4 protein-coding genes are annotated in these 4,717 nt (G+C 55.8%); all 4 read right to left on the bottom strand.

What is annotated here, in order from left to right; genetic code table 11:
* Window positions 1-982: alpha-amylase family glycosyl hydrolase (locus DBO31_RS01890; RefSeq protein WP_255413320.1), on the bottom strand; the 982-nt coding region annotated here is incomplete at its 3' end.
* A 64-nt stretch (window positions 983-1,046) separates the two neighbouring features.
* Complete coding sequence (glgA, locus tag DBO31_RS01885) at window positions 1,047-2,486, bottom strand: glycogen synthase GlgA (RefSeq protein ID WP_150824304.1); 1,440 nt, start codon at window positions 2,484-2,486, stop codon at window positions 1,047-1,049.
* 61 nt (window positions 2,487-2,547) lie between these two features.
* Complete coding sequence (gene glgB, locus DBO31_RS01880) at window positions 2,548-4,569, bottom strand: 1,4-alpha-glucan branching protein GlgB (protein WP_150824303.1); 2,022 nt, start codon at window positions 4,567-4,569, stop codon at window positions 2,548-2,550.
* A 22-nt stretch (window positions 4,570-4,591) separates the two neighbouring features.
* A partial coding sequence (locus DBO31_RS01875; RefSeq protein ID WP_150824302.1) for a glycogen/starch/alpha-glucan phosphorylase occupies window positions 4,592-4,717 on the bottom strand: 126 nt, incomplete at its 5' end.

Here is a 4,717-nt window from a genome sequence, read left to right as displayed (position 1 = left end):
TGCGGATGATGAAATCCATATAGGACGGCGTCGTTTCTTCTACGTCCGGCAGATCCTTGACACCCCACCACGATTCATAGTCGTCGGGGTAGTCCGTAAAGCGGTACCATTCATAGTACGGCGATTCTTTGGACTGATAGGCGCCCAGGGACGGATAATGGCCGAAGCGGTTGAAATAGATGCTGTCGGCGCCGGTATGGCTGAATACGCCGTCGAGGATGATGCGGATGCCCCGCTTGCGCGCTTTTTCGCACAGGGCAGAAAATTCGTCATTAGTCCCCAGGAAGGGGTCGATGCGGTGATAGTCTCCCGTGCCATAGCGGTGGTTGCTGCAGCTTTCAAAGACCGGGTTGAGATAGATGGCCGTAACGCCTAAATCTGCGAGGTAGTCGAGTTTCTTCCCGATGCCGGCCAGGTCGCCGCCAAAGAAATCGTACTGGACCACATCACCTGTTTCCGTATTCTTGCAGTAATATGGCCGGTCGTCCCAGGAGCTGTGGATGACGGCACCGGGTTTGCCCGCCAGGTGCTGCCAGTCCATGCGGCCGCGGCAGAAGCGGTCGGGGAAAATCTGGTAGACGATGGCGTGTTTGAACCAGTCCGGCGTATGGGCGTTCTTGTCGTAGACGGTAATCTGGAACGCCGGCGGCACCGTGTCATAGAGGGCTCCCACGCCGCCGAGGTGGTCCTGGTTATTGCCGTAGTACAGGCGTTTGCCGTCCCATTCGACGATGAAATAATACCACAAGAGGCAGCCCTTCTGCGGTACCTGCCAGGTCGCGGCAAAGGTATCCCCTGCGGCTGTCATGGGGACGAGCGATTCCCCGGCATTGCTCTGCCAGAGCCGTACGGTGGCCTTACAAGAAGAGGCCGGCCGGCCGCTGACGGACAGGCGCAGGGTCAGCTCTGACCCGGACGGTACGGCGCCAAAGCGGGACCGGTAGTGGCTGTCGTGGGAATCATGATATAGGCGTAGTTCCATAGTCGTTCCTTTCTTTATCGCAAAACCCCTGCCGCAGCATGCCGGGCAGGGGTCCTTGGTGTCATTATCTGTCTAATACGGTGTGATACAGATCCGCATAGGCCTGGGCCGAGCGGTCCCATCCGTAATCGCTTTCCATGGCATTGCGGACGAGGTGTTCCCAGACGACGGGATCGGCGTAGTAGCTGAGGGCTCTCTTGACGGTAAACAGCAGTTCATGGGCATTGAAGTTCATGAATGTCAGGCCGTTGCCCTGATTCGTATACTTATCGAAGGGGATGACCGTATCCTTGAGTCCTCCCGTTTCCCGGACGACCGGCACGGCCCCGTATTTGAGGGCGATGAGCTGGCTCAGGCCGCATGGTTCGTAGCGGGACGGCATCATGAAGATGTCGGCGGCAGCATATACCTGATGGGCCAGGCCTTCGTTGAAGAGGATGTTGGCCGACACCTTGGTCGGATAGCGCCGGGCCAGATTGCGGAAGGCATCTTCGTAGGCCCAGTCGCCGGTGCCGACGATGACCAGCTGGATATCTTCTTCGATGAGTTCATCCATGATGCAGGTCACCAGATCCAGTCCCTTATCCGCTACCAGGCGGGTCACCATGGCGACGACGGGGATATTGCGGTTGACAGGAAGGCCCAGTTCCCGCTGCAGGGCTTCCTTGTTGATATGCTTCCTGGCCGGGAAGGTATCGGCCGTATAAGTCGCGGCGATATGCGTATCCGCCGCCGGGTTGTATTCATCTTCATCGAGGCCGTTGATGATGCCCGTGATGCGGTCCCGGGCCGAGCGGATATAGCCATCCAGACGTTCCCCGAAATAGGGATAGGTGATTTCCTGGGCATAGGTTTTGCTCACAGTCGTAATGTAGTCGGCATAGACCATGCCTGATTTCATGTAGTTGACGCAGCCATCACATTCCAGGTTGCCGTTGTCAAAGAGTTCCTGCGGCAGGCCGATGATGTCGCGCATGATGGATGGCGGGTAAATCCCCTGGTATTTGAGATTGTGGATGGTATAGATAATCTTCATGTGCTGGTAGAACGGGTCATGATAGAAATCTTCTTTCAGGAAGACGCCCATGAGGCCCGTATGCCAGTCGTTGCAGTGGATGATGTCCGGCTGGAATCCCACTTTGGGGAGCATGGTCAGGACGGCGCGGCAGAAATAAGCGAACCGTTCGTCGTCGTCATCAAACCCGTAGAGGCGGTCCCGCTTGAAATACCATTCGTTATCGATGAAGTAGACCGTGACGCCGTTCCAGTCGATTTCTTCCACGCCATAGTAGAGCTGGCGCCAGGCCAGGTTGACGATGCCGTGGGTGACCGGTTTCATCTGTGCCCGGAACGATTCGGCAATCTGGCTGTATTTGGGAATGACCAGACGCACATCCATCCCTTTGGATGCCAGTGCCTTCGGCAGCGCTCCCATGACATCTGCCAGGCCTCCGGTCTTGATAAAAGGAACGGCCTCGGAAGCCGCAAACAATACTTTTACCATCTGTATCACCTTCTTAGTACACTCTTAAAATTATGATCCCATCGTATGATGATTATGTCATTCAACTCTGTTTTTTCCTGGCTCTCTTCTTAGGGGAAGCCTTGCCTGTCCGGGATTTTCCCCGGGCCGGGGCGCGCCGTTGCTGTACGGTGCCGCTCATAGCAGCCGATACGGTGCGGTGAGCTTCTGCCGCCGAATCGAGTTCGATGTATATGGCTGCCAGCGGTGGCAGCGTCAGGGACAGGGACTGGTCCATGCCGTGCATGGAGATCTCTTCTGCCGTAAATTTTCCTTCATTGACCACGCCGGATCCGCCAAAGCGGCTGTCATCGCTGTTTAAGACTTCCACATAGGTGCCGGGCTGGGGCACGCCGAAGCGGTAATCGTGGCGCACGACAGGCGTGAAATTGCAGACGACGATGGTCAGGTCTTCCTTGTGGATCCCCTTGCGGAAGAAGGCGATGACGCTGTTGTCCCGGTCATCACAGCTGATCCAGGAAAAGCCGGACCAGTCGAAGTCTTCCTGCCAGAATTCGCAATGGGATGCATAGAATCCGTTCAGTTCCCGTACGTAGTCGTGCAGTTTGCGGTGCATATCGTAATCGAGGAGATGCCAGTCCAGGCTGTCATCGTATTTCCATTCGATGAACTGGCCGAAATCGCCGCCCATGAACAGGAGCTTCTTTCCCGGATGAGACATCCAGTAGCCGTAAAAGGCCCGCAGGCCGGCAAATTTCTTCCAGTAATCGCCGGGCATCTTATCCAGGAGCGACCGTTTGCCGTGGACGACTTCATCGTGGGACAGGGGCAGGACGAAATTTTCCGAAAAGGCATAGCACAGGGAAAAGGTAATGAGGTTCTGATGGTCTTTGCGGAACAAGGGATCCATGGACATATAGCGCAGCATGTCGTTCATCCAGCCCATATTCCATTTATAATTGAATCCCAGTCCGCCCACTTCGATGGGTTTCGTCACCAGCGGCCAGGCCGACGATTCTTCGGCGATCATCAGGGCCTGGGGGACTTCGGCGAAGACGGCTTTATTGAGGCGGCGGATGAAATCGATGGCTTCCAGGTTTTCCTGGCCGCCGTATTTATTGGGCTGCCACTGGCCGTCGCTATGGCCGTAGTCGAGGTACAGCATGTTGGCCACGGCATCGATGCGCAGGCCATCGACGTGGAACTCCTTCAGGAAAAAGAGGGCGCTGGAAATGAGGAAGGACTGCACTTCCGTGCGGCCATAATCGAAATTCATAGTGTCCCATTCCTTGTTTTCTGCCAGGATGGGATTGCCCGATTCGTAGCACGGTTCGCCATCAAAATATCGCAGGCCGTGGGCATCGCGGCAGAAATGGCCCGGTACCCAGTCTACGATGACGCCGATGCCGTTTTGGTGGCAGTGATCGACGAAATACATGAAATCTTCCGGCCTGCCGTAGCGGCTGGTCACGGAGAAATAGCCCGTCCCCTGATAGCCCCAGGAGCCGTCAAAGGGATATTCGCACAGCGGCATGAGCTCGATGTGGGTATAATTCATCTGTTTGACATAATCGACGAGCTGGGGCGCTATGTCGCGGTACGACAGCATTTCCCCGTCTTCATCGCGGCGCCACGAGCCGAGATGGACTTCATAGGTCAGCATGGGCTTGCGGTACGAATCGTAAGCACTGCGGCTGTCCATCCATTTCTTGTCGCGCCACGCATAGTGGAGTTTCGTCAATTTCGATGCCGTATTGGGACGTACTTCCGACCAGAAGGCGTAAGGATCGCTCTTTAAGATGCGTTCCCCCGATGCCGTCGTGATGGCGTATTTGTAGATGTCCCCTTCCTGGAGGCCGGCAATATGTGTAACCCAAATGCCATTGCCGCAGCTGCTCCGTTCCATGGGGTTGGCATCAGCGTCCCAGTGATTGAAATCACCGACGACGCTGACCTGCTGCGCATGAGGTGCCCAGACGGCAAAGCGCACACAAGGCTTGCGGCGCAGGACCGTGAAATGGGCCCCGAAAAGACGATAACTGGCGTAGTTTGTACCTTGATGATACAAGAAGGTACTGTACTCGTCGATTGCACTGAGTTTCATATCTTATCCTCCTGATTCTTAGTTAGTGTTTGACCGGCTTGATGCGCCAAATGTCATCGGCGTACTGCTGAATTGTCCGGTCACTGGAGAAATAGCCGGACTGGGCAATATTGACGACGCTCGAATGACACCACTGCGGATGATTCCC

It is taken from the genome of Megasphaera sp. DJF_B143 (assembly GCF_900320625.1).
Classification (GTDB): domain Bacteria; phylum Bacillota; class Negativicutes; order Veillonellales; family Megasphaeraceae; genus Megasphaera; species Megasphaera hexanoica.
This window is presented reverse-complemented; position numbering and strand designations above follow the sequence as displayed.

Coding starts and splice junctions, on each gene's coding strand:
- glgB (WP_150824303.1), bottom strand. CDS start 4,569: ATGAAACTCAGTGCAATCGACGAGTACAGTACCTTCTTGTATCATCAA.
- glgA (WP_150824304.1), bottom strand. CDS start 2,486: ATGGTAAAAGTATTGTTTGCGGCTTCCGAGGCCGTTCCTTTTATCAAG.